This window comes from Dapis brunnea BLCC-M229, assembly GCF_050015995.1.
In the GTDB taxonomy this organism is placed as follows: domain Bacteria; phylum Cyanobacteriota; class Cyanobacteriia; order Cyanobacteriales; family Microcoleaceae; genus Trichodesmium.
Map to the genome: position 1 here is coordinate 1 of NZ_JBNHEP010000042.1, position 19,856 is coordinate 19,856.

General features: G+C 36.0%; 12 protein-coding genes and 1 pseudogene. 4 read left to right on the forward strand and 9 right to left on the reverse strand.

Annotated features, from left to right (window positions below; translation table 11 throughout):
- Positions 1–328 precede the first annotated feature (328 nt).
- From ACP6PM_RS03880 to ACP6PM_RS03910, 7 genes and pseudogenes are all read right to left on the reverse strand, one after another.
- A pseudogene (locus ACP6PM_RS03880) lies at positions 329–703 on the reverse strand (serine/threonine protein kinase); the annotation flags it as partial.
- 453 nt (positions 704–1,156) lie between these two features.
- Positions 1,157–1,639, reverse strand: coding sequence for a tellurite resistance TerB family protein (locus ACP6PM_RS03885; protein WP_426582013.1), 483 nt, complete (start codon positions 1,637–1,639; stop codon positions 1,157–1,159).
- Positions 1,640–2,045: 406 nt separating this feature from the next.
- The gene (locus ACP6PM_RS03890; protein WP_426582014.1) at positions 2,046–3,848 is read right to left on the reverse strand and encodes a M61 family metallopeptidase; all 1,803 of its coding nucleotides are present in this window, start codon (positions 3,846–3,848) and stop codon (positions 2,046–2,048) included.
- Between the two features lie 181 nt (positions 3,849–4,029).
- Positions 4,030–4,713, reverse strand: coding sequence for a Crp/Fnr family transcriptional regulator (locus ACP6PM_RS03895; RefSeq protein ID WP_426582054.1), 684 nt, complete (start codon positions 4,711–4,713; stop codon positions 4,030–4,032).
- A 503-nt stretch (positions 4,714–5,216) separates the two neighbouring features.
- On the reverse strand, positions 5,217–5,570 hold the full coding sequence (locus tag ACP6PM_RS03900; RefSeq protein WP_293093237.1) for a DUF1257 domain-containing protein: 354 nt from the start codon (positions 5,568–5,570) through the stop codon (positions 5,217–5,219).
- Between the two features lie 175 nt (positions 5,571–5,745).
- Positions 5,746–7,266, reverse strand: coding sequence for a stress-responsive protein Ycf46 (ycf46, locus tag ACP6PM_RS03905; protein WP_426582016.1), 1,521 nt, complete (start codon positions 7,264–7,266; stop codon positions 5,746–5,748).
- Positions 7,267–7,393: 127 nt separating this feature from the next.
- On the reverse strand, positions 7,394–7,744 hold the full coding sequence (locus ACP6PM_RS03910) for a slr0373 family blue light stress response protein (RefSeq protein WP_426582018.1): 351 nt from the start codon (positions 7,742–7,744) through the stop codon (positions 7,394–7,396).
- A 952-nt stretch (positions 7,745–8,696) separates the two neighbouring features.
- On the opposite strand from ACP6PM_RS03910, the gene ACP6PM_RS03915 reads away from it, so the two are divergent.
- The 4 genes from ACP6PM_RS03915 to ACP6PM_RS03930 all read left to right on the forward strand — a co-directional run bounded on the left by ACP6PM_RS03915 (position 8,697) and on the right by ACP6PM_RS03930 (position 14,115).
- Positions 8,697–9,506, forward strand: a complete 810-nt coding sequence (locus ACP6PM_RS03915; RefSeq protein WP_426582020.1) for a COP23 domain-containing protein — start codon at positions 8,697–8,699, stop codon at positions 9,504–9,506.
- A gap of 48 nt (positions 9,507–9,554) precedes the next feature.
- The gene (locus tag ACP6PM_RS03920) at positions 9,555–10,331 is read left to right on the forward strand and encodes a S1 family peptidase (protein ID WP_426582022.1); all 777 of its coding nucleotides are present in this window, start codon (positions 9,555–9,557) and stop codon (positions 10,329–10,331) included.
- A gap of 266 nt (positions 10,332–10,597) precedes the next feature.
- A complete protein-coding gene (locus ACP6PM_RS03925; RefSeq protein WP_426582024.1) occupies positions 10,598–12,085 on the forward strand; it encodes a S1 family peptidase in 1,488 nt (495 codons plus the stop codon).
- Between the two features lie 737 nt (positions 12,086–12,822).
- On the forward strand, positions 12,823–14,115 hold the full coding sequence (locus tag ACP6PM_RS03930; RefSeq protein WP_426582026.1) for a S1 family peptidase: 1,293 nt from the start codon (positions 12,823–12,825) through the stop codon (positions 14,113–14,115).
- 1,110 nt (positions 14,116–15,225) lie between these two features.
- On the opposite strand, the gene ACP6PM_RS03935 is transcribed toward ACP6PM_RS03930, so the two are convergent.
- On the reverse strand, positions 15,226–16,251 hold the full coding sequence (locus ACP6PM_RS03935) for a 2-hydroxyacid dehydrogenase (protein WP_426582028.1): 1,026 nt from the start codon (positions 16,249–16,251) through the stop codon (positions 15,226–15,228).
- A 595-nt stretch (positions 16,252–16,846) separates the two neighbouring features.
- A complete protein-coding gene (locus ACP6PM_RS03940) occupies positions 16,847–19,273 on the reverse strand; it encodes a phosphoketolase family protein (RefSeq protein ID WP_426582030.1) in 2,427 nt (808 codons plus the stop codon).
- Between the last annotated feature and the right edge of the window lie 583 nt (positions 19,274–19,856).

A 19,856-nucleotide genomic window follows, 5' to 3' on the forward strand; every position in this document is an offset into this window, starting at 1 on the left:
TTTTTCCTCCTGCCTCCTCGCTCATTCCCCATTCCTCCTGACTTCCCCTCCTGGGAGGGGTTAGGGGTGGGTTGACTCCTACCCTCACCCATAAGACTTTTTCAGCAAACCCTAATTACCTCTCCCTTTTAGGGAGAGGATTGACTAAAAGGAAAAAATTTATTTTTCGCGTTGGTGATTGGATATGGCTAGGTTTCCTCAGCATCCCATACTACTAATGCGAGCAAACGACCGCTTTTTCTCCTTTATTGGGGAGGCTAATAAAGCTGAATTATTTAATTATTAATTATTCGGTAAATTATCTCTGTGGTAAACCTTGAATAGATTGTTATAGGGTAGCAAAACCATGATTCAAAGGTTCATTTTTCCCTTGATTTTGATTATGAAATTGTCTAGATAAACCAAAATCAATTAATACTACCTCCCAGTTACTTCGACGCAATATAATGTTATTTGGTTTGGCATCTCGATGAAGTAAACCTTTACTATAAGTTTCCATTAAAGCAGAGCCAATTTGTTGAACAAATAATAATGCCTTAAATTCATCTAATACACCTTCCTTGTTGACAGCTTCCCATAAGTTTAGACCATCAATATACTCCATAACTAAACAAGGAAGTTCATCTTCATTGAAAAAATTTTCATATTTAACAATATGAGGATAATTACACGAAGCTAATTTAAGAGCTTCATCTTTAAAAGATACTTTTAACTGTTCTAAATCAGGACTATTTTGAGCATTTTCATTACTATTTTGAGCATTTTCATTCTAAAGTTTTAATTACTACCTGCTTACCTTTGCTATCTTCAGCTAGATAAGTAATAGCAAAACCTCCCTTACCAATTTGCTTAATAATTTGGTAGCGATCGCCATACAGTTTTTGTCCTGAACTAAAAAGCGTATTCTTAAATAAGCAATCTTTATACTATAAAATTTATCTCAACAGAGAATACAATCAATTATATTCAATTATAACTGGTAGGACAATTTTATCAAAAGGAAAACCCTCTGATAAATTTAAGGTGTTTATTTTCATATCTCAAATATAAATCCCATAAAAATATCAACCCTCAGTTACTTCCTGAATTTGAAGAAAGTAAAAGAGGGTGAAAAAAAGCAACAATAAATAAGTTGCTGCATTTACCATCAATCAATTTAATTTTGCATAAATTGCTGTAGACCACGAGTCATCATCTCAACTATTCCCTCTTGCTGATTAACTTCAGTATTTGCCTCAGCTTCTATACGCTCTACTACATCCCGTGAAAGATTAAGTAACTGCTTTAATTTTTGATAAGCAACTTCTTCCTCTTCATTAATATTTGGCTCATCAGGAGTACGAGCACTACAAGCAATTACTTCATAACCTAATTTTAGTACCAGTTCCCTTTCCTGTTGGCTTTCTAATTTGGGAATTGATTCCTCCAATGGTATATTTTGCATGAGATAATCCCGTAATTCCTCTTGAAGTTGTTGTTGGGAATCTCCTGTAGCAAATAAACTACTGAAGCGCTTCAACATTAGATCGACTTCCTCTTGCGCCAGTTGTCCGTCTGACCATGCCATATAAGCAACAATCCGCAACAAATTCATCTGGCGTGGAGTAATAGATGGGGGTGGAGGTGGTTGGACTGCCATAAATTTTTCCTCAATTATTGGCTATTCATAGCTCAACTTCTAACCTATCATCAAGCTAATAGCTATTATCAACGATTTGATAATTTTTAAATATTTCCTTTGATACTAGTTTCAAAAAATACTGCTACATTAACTTTTTTTTGTAGTTAGGGAAGAGCTGGATTTTGCCATGCAGGAAAATTAAATAAATAACAAGAGTTTTCCCTACTCCCTACTCCCTACTCCCTACTCCCTTTTGAAATGAGAAAGAACGAAGAAAAATATCGGCGTTGGTAATTAGTAAGATGATTTTTTAGCAGGGGTGACAGCCATTACTTACTCTGGTTAAACATTTAGAGTTATCACAAGGGGATTAGTCTGAAAATTTCATCTCTTGATTTACCCACGCCAAAATATCACCTATAAATCAAATAGATTCTAATGAAACTCCCAACCACCCAGCAAAATTTTCTTGTTGTTTTGCCGTAGGGTTTTTCACTGGTACAACTTGGTAACGACTGGGACTAGGGTGAGCCAAAGTTACTTGAGTAGTAATAAGTTCATCCTGATGGAAAACTGTTACTTCTAAAACATCCCCTGGTTGATAATCTTTCAGGCGATCGCTCAACTTATCTGCATTTACCCGAAAACCATCTATTGCCAGTAACTCATCCCCTGCATCTAATCCCGCCAACTGTGCTGGTCCCTGATGTTGAACAAATTTAATTATTTCTTTGTTATTCTCACTAACGACATTCATACCCAAATCAGGCCATTCATTATCTTCTTTTTTAAGTCCCAGGCCAAAAGGTCTGAGATATTCATCAAAAGGCAACTCATCTACACCATCAATATACCTATCAAAGAAGTCTCCCAAATCTAATTCTGCTACCTCTTCAATTACACTTTTTAATTGTTCTGGAGTAAAACCTATTTCTGACTTACCAAACTTATCCCACATTTGACGCATCACATCATCTAGCGAGCGTTGATTTTCATATTTTTCTCGGATTAACAAATCAAGCAATAAAGATATCATTGCTCCCTTTAAATAATAGGAAATCTGACAGTTATTACTATTAGCGTCCCGACGATATAATTTAATCCAAGCATCCCAACTAGACTCACTTACTGGTTGTACTTTTCGTCCTATTATTGTTAACAGAAGTGTAATTTCTTTTCCTAATCCTTTCAAGAAAGTTTTAATATCATAGATACCAGCTCTCAAAGGAATTAATAAGTCATAATAACTGGTTGTACCTTCAGAAAACCATAGAGAAGGAGTATAATTTTCCCGTTCATAATCAAAAACTTCTAATGCTTTAGGTCGAATCCGCTTAACATTCCATAAGTGGAAAAATTCATGAGCGACTAACTGCATAAAGCGATCGCGTTTTTCCTTATTCCTAAAACCGAATCTCGGATAATTTAAAGTACAACTAAACTTATGTTCTAAACCACCAAAACCTTTACTAGAACTATGCAAAATAAATAAATATTCTTCATAAGGCAAACCACCAAAAACCTCTGCTTCTACTTCAATAATTTTTTGTATATCTGGAATTAGTTTTTCTGGTTCCGCATTACCCTTTCCCCAAATAGCTAATTGATGTTTTTTTCCTTGTACTTCAAATTGATCTAATTGATGACTACCTATCTCAAAAGGACTATCTACTAAAGTATCAAAATCTTCTGCTTCAAAGGTATTTTCTGTATCTGGAATCTTTGGTAAAGATGTCGTTATTTGCCAATCATATTTAGGTGGAATAACTTTTATCCTAATCGGATTTTTCTCACATTCAGGAATATAAAAGAACAAAGCCGCCCCATTAAAATAACCATGTGTAGAGTCTAAATGATTAGTGCGCACTGTCAATTCATTAGCAAATATTCTGTATTGAACTATTACTTCTGAAACTCCTAATGTTTCTATTTGCCAATGATTTTTGCTAATTTTTTGCCAAGGTAAAGGTCGTTCATTTTCACTATAGGCACAGAAATATTGCAAATGTTTAGCATATTCCCTCACTAAGTAAGAACCTGGCGTCCATACTGGCATTTTTAAATCCAGTTTTTTAGATGTTTCTAATAATGAGGAGGATAGTTGTTCAACTCTAACAGACAAACTAACCTCAAACAGATGGGATTCTGGATGAGGCATAGATACTTTATATTTAATTGCTGGGGTTGTAATTGTGGGACTGAGGGGTACTATTCTAGCTTCAGTCATAGTTATTTATTTTTAATATGAACTATTTGATTGTGACTTAAATATATATATTTTATTTCTATTTTTCACATAATATTAATCTCAGTTATTAATGTAAATTTTTCGACAAAAATAGCTATAATTTAATCAATTTTTTACTTCTTGTCAAAAATTTTACTGTATCAAAAATCATTAATCTAGTTTACTGACTAGCTAAATGCATTAAATGTTTGAGATTAAGTAAATGGATTACCTGATGTTCTGAATCTCTACTAATCCAACCCTTAGTATGTAATTTTGCCATTATTTTGCTAGTTTCTTCAATTGTGATATCTGTTACATCAGCTAAATCTTGGTCAGGAATATTAAATATTTCACAGGTTTTTTCCGTAGTCTGACCGTAATTTTCGGCTAATTCTACTAATGTATTAGCAAGTTTTACTGCTGGAGGTCTATGACGCAGTTGATAACGAACGTTTGTCTGCCTGAGACGCTTAACCATCAGTTGCAGCATTCGGTGATGTAACTGAGGGTCTTTGAAAAGAGTTTGAATAAATCTTTGAGCCGAAATACTAATCAAACGAACTGGAGATAGGGCAACAACATCATTTGAGCGGGGTGATTCATCTAGAATGGCCATTTCACCAAAAAAATCTCCTCTCCCCAGAATAGCCAATGCAACTGAGTTGTCAGGGGACAACCTGCGTCTTACTTTTACCCAGCCTGATACCAGGAAGTAAACAGCATTACCCCAAGCATCTTCCATTAATACTACTCTGTCTGAGGGATACTCGTGTTTTACTGCAACAGAGAGAAGCCATTCCAAGGTTTCTGGGTTGGCTCCCTTAAATAAAGGAAAAAGCTCACTGAAAGCTTCTGTCTGCATGAAAATTAGCACTATTTATTGTATCTTGTGATTGTTAAACTCAACAGCTATCATACTAGAGTTTTTTTAGTTCAGCAAAATTATATTTCTATTCGTTTAGAATTGATAGGAGTATTTCTACCGTTCTCAGAAATATACAAAAATCTCAACAAATCTATAATTATCTGATTTTTGGCAAATTTTCTGTTCCTGCTTCATTCTGGCAACGTCGGCGTTATCCAGTCCACAAGCTGTCACGGGGAAACTCCCCGCCATAGCTAGATTGAAGCTAGCATTTAAGTATCTGTTCGCGAAGCGAAACGGAAACTCTAAACTGACGCGGGGGAAAGCGCAATTATTAACGCATTAGTTAGCAGCATCCGATGAAACGTCAACCCACTGAAGAGTTATGGCTTGGTTAGTATTATCTACTCCCAGCTTAATACAAGTTCCGATCAAAATAGCTAAAAAAACGGGCTAACCCGATTTTGGTTAACCCGCAAACTTGGGAACGCGCAAATAGATTACTTCTGCACTACTAATTTGACATTAGCGTTTTGCAGACCACGTTGCTTAACAGCAGCTAAGGTTTTGTTAACGGCATACTTCTGATTGATGGAATTGATCAACTCAGTTTGATTGTGCTTCTTAGCAACACCCCATAAATCAGCGATTAGGTCAAAGGAACCATCGCTGTTGCAAGACCAGCCTAAATCATATTCGCCTTCTAGAACAGCAACGATATCAGAACGTACACGTTGGCCATTGTAGCCACGAACATCAGCATTAGTTTTAACTGTGACTCCCAAATCACGCAGGGAAGCTTTTAAGATTTCAGCGTCAGTGATCTTAGTACGTAGTGTGCTGAAGTGAGACATTTGGGTTTCCTCCTAAATTTAAAATCAAAACAGAAACAACAACGGTTTTTATCTAACAGTACCACAACTCATAATCGTTGAATTGATTTTGAGCATATGTGGTTTTTTTTAGGAACTGCTAGCAACTTTATCTAGTTTACTAGCCTTTACTCCTGTTTAAACCAGGAGAAAGCTTTTAGAACTCCAGTCTTTGATACTCGGCGACTGAAGAGGCAGCAGGCCGCGCACGTTGTCTAGCCCAATCCCGTAGAGCAGTAACTTGCTCTGTCATGGTCTTTGATAACGGTAGTGTAGATTTAATTGCGGCAATAATATCTAGCTGCGTAAATTCTCTATCTTGAGCAAATGCTTCATACATAGCAGCGATTATGGCTTGCTCTATTTCTGCACCTGAAAAGCCATCGGATACATTAGATAGTTGATCGAGATCGAAGCGTTCAATATCTCGACGTCTTTTTGCTAGGTGAATTTTGAAAATATCTTGGCGTTCTTCTTTGTTTGGTAAATCTACAAAGAAAATTTCATCAAACCTACCTTTTCTCAAAAACTCTCCTGGTAGACGTTCTACTCGGTTGGCAGTTGCCATCACAAATACTGGAGAAACTTTTTCTTGCATCCAAGTTAGGAATGAACCAAATATCCGGCTAGAAGTACCTCCATCAGAGTCGGCTGAACCTGTAGTACCTGCAAAGGCTTTATCCAATTCATCTATAAATAGAATTGCCGGTGAAATTGACTCGGCTGTTTTGAGAGCATTTCGTAAGTTAGCTTCAGAACGCCCTACCATTGAACCATCGTATACACGTCCCATATCTAAGCGCAATAAAGGTAGACCCCAAAGACGAGATGTAGTCTTTGCTATTAGAGACTTGCCACATCCAGGTATTCCGAGAATTAGCATCCCTTTTGGTTGAGGTAGTCCATATTCTCGGGCACGCTCTGTGAAGGCATCAGAACGTTGCCTTAACCAACGTTTCAGTTCCTCTAGACCACCTACAGCATCTATAGTTTCATCTTCTTCTATATACTCTAGTATGCCGTTGCGCTTGATTAGCTGTTTTTTCTCAGATAGTACAATGTCTACTTCCTTTTCAGTTAGGCGTCCTGCTGTTACTTGGGCTTTACGATATACTTTTTCTGCTTCATCTTTTGTCAAACCCAAAGTTGCTTTCAGGAGCTTTTCCCTTGTCTCTGTGGAAATACGACGGTTTTTACTATGCTCTAATTGTCGTGAGAGAACTTGATTCAATTCCTTCATATCTGGCAGTGGGAAGTCAAGGACAACTACTTCCTTTTCCAGTTCTATTGGCACATTTTGCATGGGAGACATTAATATAATTGTCTTGTTTGTGCCTTTAAAACTAGCGATCGCATCTCTTAACCACCTGGTAACTGGTGGTGAGTCGATAAATGGGTGCAAATCCTTGAATACATATATTCCAGCACCAGTATTAGGATCTCGCTGCCTAATTGCCCACTCTATAGCTGCCTCTGGTGAGACTGTGTTATGCTGAGTAGTGTTTTTGCTTTGGCCATACTCTACAATACCGTGAGTAACTGTCCAAACAAACACTTTCCGTGGGGACTTGGCTTGAGCTAATGCTGCAATTGTCTGCTCTGACCGCTCTTCCTCGGAGGTTACGAGGTAGATCAGAGGATATTGAGCTTGGATGAGAATATTGAGTTCTTCTTTCATAGTCCTCGATCTAAATAGAGACGGTACAAAGTTTACGATTGCTTAATTGAACTTATCTTTTTTTCCCTAGCAGTTATGACTTGTTGGAGCTTTGAATTATCTCTTTAATTAAGTCATCAGAATTAATTTAGCAGGGAACTAACTCTTGCTCTCCAGGTTGAGCTTCAGATTTTTCTGATTCCGGGGTTTGCTTAACTGGAATATTTTGGTCTGCTAGTACACTTGGCTGACTTTTGAGGGAGAGGAGATCTCCTTCTCGCATTACAAGTGAACTTGTACACTCTGGACAAGTGTATACCCGGTGGGTCTGTCCATATATTGAACCTGATTCATCAACTATTTCTGGGTTTTCTAAATAAAATAGGATAGCCCTTTCTGCTATTGATGACATTGGTTCCGAGTCAACTGCAGCCCTTATTTTGAGCTTGCGATGCAGTTCTGGTTGTATATATAATGTAACTTTTTGCTTGTCTTGCATATGACAGTCAACTTGTTTACCCGGGTATGTATATTACACTAACGGCTCTTTTCGGGAATGTCAAGCCGTTAAACCGCTTTAACTCTATTATTGTAATATATCTTTACATTTACAACAAATAATCAACTGAATAAAAAAGCTGTAAGTATTGATATACAATACTTACAGCTTTTTTTTACTTTAAGCCCCGCCCTTAAGGGCGAGGTCTTATATTGTTTGTTGTTTGACTAAAAAAATCAAACAGAAATCAAAATCTGATTACATATTTTTCGGTGTTTGGACAAAAAAATGACAATATATATCCTAAAGAGACTAAAAATAACCTATGTTTTTTCAGATCGCTCTATCTAAAAGAGGGACTTCCAAAGTCTGGGAAAAAATCTGCTACCGCTCCACTGCTCTACCAAAAAGAGTGTAGGAATAATAATTATACAAACTAAATTGATAATACTATCAGTTTTCCATAAAAAATTAACACCCGTAAAATTTAGGTATTTGCTATAGTTAGTTTATAGAAGACATTTGAGATATCCTTCTCCAAATCATCAGCCTTACATTTTCTTGGTTTAATCATTGTTGGCATAAATAGTTCTCACTCGGCCATTACAAGTGCCTGAAATTGCTCGATATACTAGCTACTTCAGCAAGCGTATTTAGCTTGAAAAAGATACCAAATGGTCTATAGAGTATTGCTTGCACCAACCCTTTCAAATCCCCAATTCTATACTTCCCCAGTTGGTAGACTAATGGGGTATCTCGGAGATTTTTTTTGATGAATCAATACCTATCTAGATAGAAAATATAATTGAAACGATAATATTGAACAAACAAGCATCATAATTTAGATGGGAAGCAGAACAAACTTCCTGAAAAATCAATAAAAATAAAGAAAGCTAAAATAGTAGTAAATAAAGGTTTTAAAGAATGATAGAGGTAGGAAATATTAATAATTATGATACAACAAAAGATATTACTTATAGTTTGTCTAGTGGCGATCGCTGCTCAAGTTCTAATTCTAAAAACAAATTCAAGTTTGGCCCAACTTACAAACTTCAATACTAAATTAGCTCATCAAATGAGTACGTCTGGAGATGTTCATGAGGACGGTTCCACTGATTCTGCTAATCCTAAGAATATACGTTTTAGTCGCCGTTACGCATACAAATATAAGTTTGAATGTACACCAGACAATCAAACAGAGCTAGCAATATACCAAGCACGTCGTAATCGTCAAGGTGAAATAGTTGGAGCATGGAAAAAAGCTGCTAATAGACCTTTAATTCAATGGACACAGACAGGTTCGTTAGAATTTGGTGACAAGTATACTCCAGAAGTTCGTTGTCAGGCAGTTACAGATAGATTTAATCAGCATTTTATGAGGGGAGGAAAACCAAAAATGCCTCCTTTAAGTGAAGGAATATTTAATGGTATGGCTGTAGTTTGTGCAGCTAAAGCAGGAGGTTGTGATTCAAGTAATTTGTTGTGGACTCTTAGAAGTAATAATAGAGGTACTAACGGGAAAATTCTGACTCATCTAGTAAGTTCCCTGAAAGGCAAAGCTAGTACTATTTTAATATTTGAAAGTAGTGATATTGAAAATGTGAAAAATCAGGGAGATGAATGGGTAGAAAAATTGGTAGTTATTGATGATAATTTAAAAGCAGCATCAGTAAATCAGGAAAAAATACTGGAAGTGGATATGGAAAATTTGATTTATGAAGTGATAACTGAAGAACAAAAAAAGCTGGAACATAAAGATTAATTAGACTCAAAATGAGAAGTTAATTAAATGAAAAAATTGATAAGTTTAATGGCAATAATTCCAACTTTTTTGGAGATTTGTATTTTACCAGTAGCATCAACCCCAGCGGAAGGAATTAATATTCCACAAATGCAGGAAATTTCTACTTTTAAGTCAAATCCTGTTGTGGAAGAAATAGCTCAACCTATTACTGTGAGATTAGTAGGAGAAAATATTGCTGGTTCTGGGGTGATTATTTCTCAAGTAGGAACTGAATATTTTGTGCTAACTTGCGCCCATGTAATTGATTCTAATCAAGGAGCAAAATTTGTAGTTTTAACTTCGGATGGAAAAGAACATACTACCCAGAGGGATAGTAGATTTAATTTTAGAGATATAGATTTGGCAGTGGTTAAATTTTCCACAAATAATCAGTACCCAGTTGCCGTTGTTAGTGAGAATTTGATCTTCAGTTTAGGAGAGGAAGTTTATGTTACTGGATTTCCTAATTATCAGCAAAAACCAGTAAATTTAGTTCCTACTATAGATTTAGGAATTCAATCATATAATTTTACGAAAGGAAAGATTATTCATGTACTGAATTTACCTTTGGAGAAAGGCTACAAAATTGGCATGAGTAATGAGATTGAAGTTGGGATGAGTGGAGGACCTGTTTTGAATCAAGATGGTGAACTTGTTGGGATTATTGGTCGGACAAAATATGCTTTTGGTGGTTTAGATGCCTATCGATTTTTTGATGGTAGTCAACCTTCAGAAGAGCTAGTGGAAGAATTGCTTGTTGCTAGTTGGGCAATTCCTATTGCTAAGTTGAATCTTGTTCAATAATTAATAATTAATTATTAATTATTATAAACGAAGAGGATTGGCTAAAAGGATTTTTTTCTTTTTCCTGCATGAATTCAGAGACTTTATACCTGAATTTTTCGGTAAAATAAATTGAGATAGAATTAACAGTTACTGTCAAAGTACACCTCTTTAAGCTTATAAGGAATTTTCATTATTTGCTAATAGCTGACTGATAAGAGCTGAATGCTTACCAATTAGTTGATATTTTTTTGACACAAAAATGATGAGTAGATGTAAAAAAAAAGATGATAAATATTAGGTATATATTTATAACTTCTATAGCTGGAATTATTATTAGTATTGGTAAGGTAGTAGATGCTGTACCTGCCAAATTAACAGTAGAAGAAATTAACTCTATAGCTAAACAAACTACTGTTCTAATTGCTCCCAGGTTAACTAAAGCTGAATTAAAGGATTTATTAAATAGAAAACCTGTAGCAAGATGGACAGTAGGTTCAGGGGTAATTATTGCTAAACAAGGTAAAAAATACTATGTTTTGACAGTAACTCATAACTTTAGTCAGGAACAAGTAAGTCAAGATGCAGATTATGGCATACTAACAAGTGACAGAAAAGTTCATCAAGTTACAAAAATCAATGATGGTAGAGAATGTACTAATAGATTTTTAGAAGCAATAAAAAATAAAAAAGTAGAAACAGCTTTAGTAAGATTTGGTTGTTTTGAAAACAAAAAAATAAATGGTTATGATTTAGCAATACTTAGTTTTGAAAGTCAAAAAAACTATCCTGTTGCGACCTTAGGAGATGCTAGTAAATTACAAGAAGAAGATATTGTTTATATTTCTGGTTGGCCGAAAATTGAAGCAGAACCGAAGCTAAAACTTGATGGAAATATGCAATTAGATTCTGAAGGAAAAATAATTTGTAAAGATCCTGCACCTGAAAGGCAAAGACGCCTAGCATGGGGACCATTAAAAGCTTCTATTCCTGTTAGTGAAAAAGATAATGGTTATGGATTATATTATACAGATTATACTCGTCCAGGGATGAGTGGTGGTCCTGTGTTTAATAGTGGCGGAGAGGTAGTTGGAATTCACGGACGAGGCTCGACAAATAAACCTATTTGTGGACAAATATATGAACCAATATCTAATAATAATTCATCCTCAAAGAATCAATTGGAGGTAGAAAATGATTCAGACCCTTTTAATGTGTTTGAGTCTGAAAATACTAGGTTGAAAAATGAAGAGCAGAAAAGGCAAGGTGATTTCCCAGGTTTTCCAGAATTTGAATCTAAAAGTAACTTAGAGAATGACTCAAATAAAAATAAAAATAATTCGACATTAGACTTGGATAATACTTCAAAATCAATTTATGATTTACAGAAGATGTATAGCAGTGCCCAAAATGTTAATTATTCTCGAAAGTTGATTCAGGATATAGAAATGAATTTATCTTTTAAATTAGAAGCTCCTTCACAAAGGATAATTCAATCAGAAATAAGAAAAATTCCTCAAATTAAGACTCCTGATGTAAGTAGCCAAATCGAAAATTATAGGTCGGGAAATTCAGATATAACAATACTAGAAAATCCTGAATTGATGACTCAAAATCAAAGACCTGAATCGATCGATCCAAATCAAACAAAAGAGGGGGGGTTTGAAGATCCTAACGATAAGATAGACAATATCTATAAACTTTTTAGTTTTGATGTAGAAAATCTTGGTCGGGATAAACCATCTGGTGGAGATGGGAGTCTTTTGTTAGACTAGGAAATATCAGAAAATATCCAAGCATTTCCGTGTCGGAATGGTCCGCAAATAGCTATTAGTAGTCAGCTCTTAGGCGTCATGTAAAAATAAGTTCTACAAATTTGATCTGAAATAGATTGTGAAATCTAGGTTCCATTAAAAAAAACTGTTCAGGTTATTCTTACACGACTCCTTAGCTTTTGAATGAATAAATAATATCATGTCCGATTGAATAGTTATAAATAGGGTTTGCTGAAAAAGTATGCATGGTAAGGGTAGGAGTCAGGAGTCAGGAGTCAGAAGTCAGGAGTTAGGAGGAATAGGAATTACAGAGGAAGTAGAAGAAAGAATTGTCTGAGATTTTTCCGCCCTTGTCTGCTCAAAATGCTCATATTTTGAACTAGAGTAAGCAAAAAGGTGACATTTATTTCTGTGAAAAAAGGCTAAATAACTTACAGATAAAGGCTTTTAGAGTTAATCAGCAAGCCCTAAATAACGAGGGAGTCCTCAGGAGTCAGGAGTCAGGAGTCAGGAGTCAGGAGTGAAGAGGAGAAAGTTATTAGTTATAAGGAGGAGAAAGTTTTTTTATGACTAATTATCCGGACATGATATAAATTGCTATGATTATCAACTCAGCATTTATCCATACTTTTAATTTTATCTGAATTTATCGATATTAATTCCTCCTCTCAAGACGATATAGTTAATAAATGATGGCTGAGGACTTACGAAAATATAAAGTTTTGCAAGGGGAAAAAATGCTACATTTTTTTAGAAAAAAAACTAAAAAATTATCTATTTTTCTAGGTGGCATATTGTTCAGTTGTCTAGCATCAACTCCTGCTTTCGCTCAACTTTCAATAGAGGAAATTAATTCTATCGCCAGACAAACAACTGTACTAATTGCTCCTGCACTAACTCCTGAATTACGGCAAGACTTAGAAGAAAATCGTAATAATCCATTACGAAAATCAGGTATTTGGAATCCAGGTTCAGGGGTAATTATTGCTAAAAAAGGAAATAAATATTATGTACTAACGGTCGCCCACAATTTTTTACAAAGACACCTAGATAGCAAAGATTATTGGCAACAATTAGGAGGAAAACCTTACTATGGAATTAGAACTTATGATGGGATAATTCATATTATTAAAGATGTTAATGATGGTAGAGGGTGTCCTCTAAAAGGTAGTCCAAAATTGACAGTATTGGTGAGATTTGGTTGTCGCGATCGCTTTATTCTTAACACCGATATAGTTGATTATACTATTGGCACAGATCAGGTCAGGGGTATAGATTTAGCGATAGTTACATTTGAAAGCAAGAAAAATTATACAGTTGCCCCCCTAGGAGACTCACGTCAGGTGAATCTCAGTGACAGAGTTTATATTTCTGGGTGGCCTGACCCTGAAAGAGAGAAAGACCCGCAGACAGGTAGATGTCGTGAAAGAGTAGCTCGCAGACAACGACGTTTAGCTTGGGGTCCAGTTAGGGGAAAGATTAATGCCGATCCTCAACATCAGGGCTATAGTATTTTTTACACTGATGAAACTGCTGCTGGTATGAGTGGAGGACCTGTGTTTGATAGCAATGGTCGGGTAGTTGGTAGTCATGGGTTAGGTAGTCGGAATAAACCTTTATGTGGTGGTAATCTTGAGGCGGGAAGTGAAACTGAGTCTGGTGGTGATACTGAGAGTATTTCTGGTGGTGAGAGTCTTGATTTTAATAAGTTGCAAAAGCGTTATAGCAGTGGGCAAAATGTTAATTATTTTCAGAGTCTAGTCAAAGAATTTGATTTTAGTTTGGCTTTCAGACGGGAGTTACCTGATGCGGAAGTTATTAAAGCTGGTATCACACCTATTAAAAATCTGAAGGTTGCTAGTAGTAGTGGTCAAGTAGAGTTTGATACGAGTGAGGATGTGTTTGACGATCCTAATGATGTTGTTGATGATATTTATGAGTTGTATAAGTTTGAGTTGAAGAATATGATTAGGGATTGCCCCTCTGGTGGCAGTGGGAGTATATTGTTAGATAATAATGGTTGTGAATAATACCAATTTTATAAATGTTTACTACAAATAACTAGGCTGTTTATTAGGAGTCAGGAGTCATAATGAATGGCTTAAATACCATTTTTAGCTCAGAAATTATCTTTTCTGTCAAAGGAAAATCTCCTGTAAAGTCTTTTAATTACATTTAGTTATTCATACAGCAGATTCCACCTAAGTGCGGTACACCTATCGCGGGCAAGATCCCCGCACTATAAACACTTAATTGTTAATATCTGTACTTCATATACCTGGAATATGCTGTAACATTCTTTTTTCACGCTTGGTATAATAGGAAAAAGGGTTTCTCAACAAAACCTATTCAATTGTTTAGGAGTGGGAGCATCTTGCTCCCGTGCAAGCGATCGCCTAGCATTAATTGTTTGTAGTTGGGCTTTAGCCCTTACAATACTTATGTTAGGGTAAATCCCAACTACGAGCTTAATTAGAGATTGTTTGTAAAGGAAATATAAAAAGGAGATAGGGAACAGGGAACAGGGAACAGGGAACAGGGAACAGGGAATAGGGAATAGGGAATAGGGAATAAGGAGGAAGAAATCAAGACAAATATTTGTCGCTTAAAAATCTAGGAATATATGTACTGAATACTTCTCTACCTACCAAATTTCAATCTCTTGAAGTATTACCGCTTTTAGATTTTAGTCACTCGCATGTTCTCTTAATACTTATTTTACAAACAGTCTCTTATACAATTAATCAGATATTTTATATTAACTGTCATTACGAGGGGGGATGAGAGAGAAATTATTTTGGTTTACACAACTATTCCCCCCGTAGAAATCTTTGGTATCACAGTTATTTTATACCAATTTCCAAAAGCATTGCTATACTTAGGTCGCACTTCAGTTATTAAGTAATTAACACAGGATAAATTACTTTTTTGCTAATAATAGCCCATTTAATGTTTATTATTCTTATGTTTATTTCTCCCCACGATTCCCCACCCTATCGGGTATAGCATTCTTTTTGAGAAATGGTATTATAGATTCCGTCGGTTAAGAATATCCTTTATCCAGTCAGGTTAAATTGTTTTATTACCGCCTAGCAATGACAATAAAATAATCAAACTATCTTGATTTCATCTAATTAATTTCAAGCCTTAGCGGTAACTTTTTCAGGAAGTTTTACCTCATTTATCAGATAATTTCCTGCCTCAAAATTAGTAATATTAGAAATAGTTGTAGTCGCAATATCATTCATTGCTTCCTGAGTAAAAAATGCTTGATGAGAAGTAATCAAAACATTAGGGAAAGATTGTAATAATTGAAAAGTATCATCCTGAATAATTGTGTCAGATAAATCTTTAAAGAAAATATTCTCTTCTTGTTCATAAACATCAATTCCAAAATAACCAATAATTCCAGATTTTATCCCTTCAATAGCAGATTTTGTATCAATTAATTGACCGCGACTGGTGTTAATTAACATCACTCCTCGTTTCATTTTATTGATAGTTTGAGGATTAATTAAATGATGATTTTCTGGTGTTAGAGGACAATGCAACGAAATAATATCAGAGCTTTCCAATAATTCAGGTAAATCTACATAACGAGCATCATCAATTTCTGCAAATTTGGGATTAGGATAAGGATCGTATCCAACTAAATGACAACCAAAACCATGTAAAATCTGAGCAACAATAACACCTATTTTACCAGTTCCGACAATTCCAACTGTACGACCGTGTAAATCAAATCCTAATAAACCATTTAAAGAGAAATTATCATCACGCACTCGATTATAAGCTTTATATAATTTACGGTTAAGCATCATCATCATCCCAACAGCAAATTCTGCTACTGAATAGGGAGAATAAACAGTCACTCGCATAACTTTAATACCAACTTCAGCAGCAGTTTCCAGGTCAACATTATTAAATCCTGTAGACCGCAAAGCTACTAGACGAGTACCCTGCTCCGCTAAGATTTTCAGAGTTTCAGCACCTAAATCATCATTTACAAATACACAAACTGCTGAACATTCCGTTGCCAAAGTAGCAGTTTTTGCCTCCAGTCGAGTTTCATGGAAAATAAAATCATGGTTAGCATTAGTAGCAGTATTAGCTGCCTCTAAAAATTGGCGATCGTATTTTTCGGTACTAAAAACAGCAACTTTCATTTTAATTAGGGAATAGGGAATAGGGAATAAGCGTAGTAGCTCGTCTTAATTAGGGAATAGGGAATAGGGAATAAGCGTAGTAGCTCGTCTAGACTAAAATTGTGGGTAAAAACCTAATCCCCCAACCCCCTTTCCCTAACTAGGTTGCTTCTCGGTAGCAGTGAGAAGGGGGAGAACACTCAGCCCTCTTCTTACAGGAGAGGGGTTGGGGGAGAGGTCTTCATTATACTGAAACTTACTCACAAAATAAATCTAGACACGCTAGTATGTTGGGTTGAGGAACCGAAACCCAACAAATATATAGCACTACGCATAAGTTAAAAGTCAAAAGGCAAAAGTCAAAAGTAATCTCTGAGTTGGTTTTAGTATTTAGAAATGTTCCCATCTTTGCTTCGACTGCTATAACTATCAACAATGATCTATCAGTTCCAGTAAAATGATTGTTGGGTTAAGCGTTAGCGCAACCCAACCTACTACTGCAACATTCTAGATATGAAAGTTGTATAGCATTCACCAGGGCGATTAGGAAATTCTAAAACTCTCAAATTGACTGACAGTAATAATTTAACTCCTAACTTCTGACTCCTGACTTCACCTAGTAAGGCCACTTCCAACTAACAACATCAGGTCGGTCAGCACCATACTCGTACGCATAGTTTTGACAAGAAATTTGCTCATTGCGTAAATGTTCTTTTACATGAGCACCTGCAACCTTTAGTTTGTCTACTCGGTCAATCACATCCATCGCAATACTGAAGCGGTCAATATTGTTCCGAATAGCTAATTCTAAAGGTGTATTAATATTACCCTTTTCTTTATAACCTCGGACATGGAGATTCTTGTGATTAGTGCGACGGTAAGTATAACGGTGAATCAACCAAGGATAACCGTGGAAGTTAAAGATAATTGGTTTATCCAGCGTAAACAAAGTATCAAAGTCGCGATCGTTCAATCCATGAGGATGCTCTGTTTCTGGTTGTAACTTAAACAGATCGACCACATTGATAAAGCGAATCTTCAAGTCAGGGAAAGCTTCTCGTAGAAGAACACTAGCAGCCAAAGCTTCCTTAGTCGGAATGTCTCCAGCAGTTGCCAACACAACATCAGGCTCCATTCCTTGATCGTTACTTGCCCAATCCCAAATACCAATACCCTTAGTACAATGCTTAATAGCAGCATCCATATCCATGTATTGTAAGTGCATCTGTTTGTCAGACACAATCACATTTACATAGTTTTTGCTCCGCAAACAGTGGTCAGCAACCGATAACAAACAGTTAACATCAGGTGGTAGATAAATCCGAGTTACATCTGGAGTCTTGTTAGAAACTACATCTAGGAAACCTGGATCTTGGTGAGTAAAACCGTTGTGGTCTTGTCGCCAAACTGTAGAAGTAATCAACAAATTTAGAGAAGGAATTTTTTCACGCCAACTAAGTTCATTGCACTTTTCAATCCACTTTGTGTGCTGACCCACCATTGAATCAATTACATGAGCAAATGCCTCATATGTAGAGAAAAAGCCGTGCCTTCCCGTCAAAATGTATCCTTCCATCCAACCTTCAAGAGTATGTTCGCTCAACATTTCCATCACGCGACCATCTCGTGCAAGCTCCCCACCATCCAAGTCTTCCGGTAGAAACTCTGCCATCCAAGTTTTCTTACTAACTTCATAAATAGCATTCAGTTTATTAGAAGTATTTTCATCAGGTCCGAATACCCGGAAATTATTCATGTTCTTAGCCATGACATCCCGGAGAAATACACCCAAAGGACGAGTATTTTCTGCTTCTATTGTTCCAGGCTTATCTACCTGTATACCGTATTCCTGGAATTTAGGCATATTCAATTGTTTGCAGAGAAGACCACCATTGGCATGAGGGTTAGCACTCATCCGACGGGCACCATAAGGAGCTATTTCTCTTAATTCTGCTTTAAATTTGCCATTTTCATCAAAAAGTTCTTCTGGTTTGTAGCTGCGCAGCCACTCTTCTAAAATTTTTAGATGTTCTGGATTTTTAGCAACATCAGTCATCGGTACTTGGTGTGCCCGCCAGAAACCTTCAACTTTGTGTCCATCAATTTCTGAGGGAGCTGACCATCCTTTAGGTGTCCGGAATATAATCATCGGCCACCGTGGCAGATCGGCATTGCCAGAACTCCTAGCTTCTTCCTGAATAGCTTTGATTTCTTGAACACAATGATCTAAAGTTGCAGCCATTGCTTGGTGCATAGTATCTGGATCGGAACCTTCTACAAAATATGGTTGATAACCATAACCCAAAAATAGATTTCTTAAATCATCGTGGCTGATTCTAGCTAAAATTGTAGGGTTGTTAATCTTATAACCATTCAAGTGCAGAATTGGTAAGATAGCACCATCTGTAATTGGATTTATAAATTTATTAGAATGCCAAGATGTAGCTAGAGGTCCTGTTTCTGACTCACCATCTCCTACAACTGGCACAGAAATTAAATCTGGATTATCAAGAATTGAACCTGTGGCATGAGAAATTACATAACCAAGTTCACCACCCTCATGGATAGAACCAGGAGTTTCTGGTGTACAGTGACTACCAATACCACCGGGGAAAGAGAATTCTTTAAAGAATTTTTCTAGACCTTGTATATTTTGACCTTTGTCAGGATAGACTTCTGAGTAAGTGTCTTCCAAATAAGTTGGGGCTAATACTCCTGGTGCGCCATGTCCAGGCCCAGACATATAAATCATATCGAGGTCAAATTTTTTGATAATCCGGTTGAGATGTATCCAGATAAATGCTTGACCAGAACTTGATCCCCAATGTCCGAGAATTCGACTCTTAATTTGTTCTGGTTGTAGGGGTTCGCGTAGTAAAGGATTCTTTTTCAGATAAATCATCCCTACCATTAAATAGCAAGAAGCGCGCCAAAAAGCTTGCATTTTGTAGAGTTCATCAGAACTCAGGGGCGTTCCTTCAACTGTTGAACGCGCCTGGCCAAAAGCACTGATCGAAGCTGTTTTTTCTGGAGTTGAGACCATTCTTTTCAGATTCCTTATACAAAATTCTGCCTCTTTAACCTAAGAAGCATAGCAAATACCCATTGTTTGAATTGAATGCAGCAATTTTTAGATATTTGCTTGTACTTATAGTCAAAGATTGCAGGACAAAATTAGTATCGTATCTAGTACGACCGACTATAGTTAAGTTCTACAATAAAATTGTTACATAAGATGGTTAAATTTTGCTTAAGTTTTGCGTCTACTATTATTATTTTTTCATCAAAAATCATATATACCAATTATATTCTGAGTTTGATAATTTTTTCTTATACCAATTATCAAAAAGAATGCTACAAAAATGAAATTAGAAATTTATAATGGTCTAGTAGGGAGAAATTCATAAATTGCTGCTACAATCCTAGATTTAACAAGAGTATCTATATATTTTTTCCATTTTTTTTATTCTTTATTATTCCAACTTCAGCACCTTCAATATTGGAGAATTATTTCCTATAATTGGTATGATAAAAGGGATGCCAAAGATTAAGGCTGATATATAAAGAAAATATCGTTTGACCATTATATCAATCAAGGAGTCATAAGTTATCGTTAAATAGACAAT